The organism is Vibrio sp. 1978 (assembly GCF_033344345.1).
In genome coordinates, this window is sequence record NZ_JAWPOP010000562.1 from 1 (window position 1) to 655 (window position 655).

The 655-nt window shown below is 44.4% G+C and carries 1 protein-coding gene; it reads left to right on the top strand.

The annotated features are described in order from the left end of the window. Position 1: 1 nt before the first annotated feature. The coding region (locus tag R8N49_RS27835) for a tRNA-uridine aminocarboxypropyltransferase (RefSeq protein WP_318190537.1) at positions 2 to 655 on the top strand (654 nt) is incomplete at its 3' end.

Here is a 655-nt window from a genome sequence, read left to right on the forward strand (position 1 = left end):
CATGAGAATCCACGCTTTCCATCGTTTATATCAGTATCGTCAATCCATCTCAACGAAGCCTTTCAATGCTCGTGGATGCAAAGTTCAGCGCTGCCCATTCTGTCAGGTTTCAGAGCAGCATTGTTTATGTGAATTGCAACCTGATATCGATAGCAATGTTGCGTGCATGCTGATTGTGTCTGAGAACGAAGTGTTTAAGCCAAGCAATACAGGCCGATTGATTGCTGATACGGTGAAAGAGACTTACGTGTATCAATGGAATCGCACTGAACCTTCACAAGAGATGCTTGATCTTTTGTCCAACGATGACTACCAGCCTGTCATTGTCTTTCCTGCCGATTACGTTGATCAACCTGAGCGATTGCTAGATGGATTACACACTGAGCACTTACATCGCACTGATGGTAATAGCAAAAAGTGGTTGTTGATTTTTATCGATGGTAGTTGGCGTGAGGCGCGAAAAATCTTCCGTCGCTCTGAGTTTTTACAGTCTCTACCAGTCTTATCTATCGAGCCGGAGTGTTTATCTGAATACATCATGCGCCGTTCTGAGAACGAGCAGCATCTTTCGACAGCTGAAGTCGCGACTTTAGTTTTGAAACAAGCCGGTGAGAACAAAGCATCGGAATGCCTTCAATTGTGGTTTGAAGCCTTT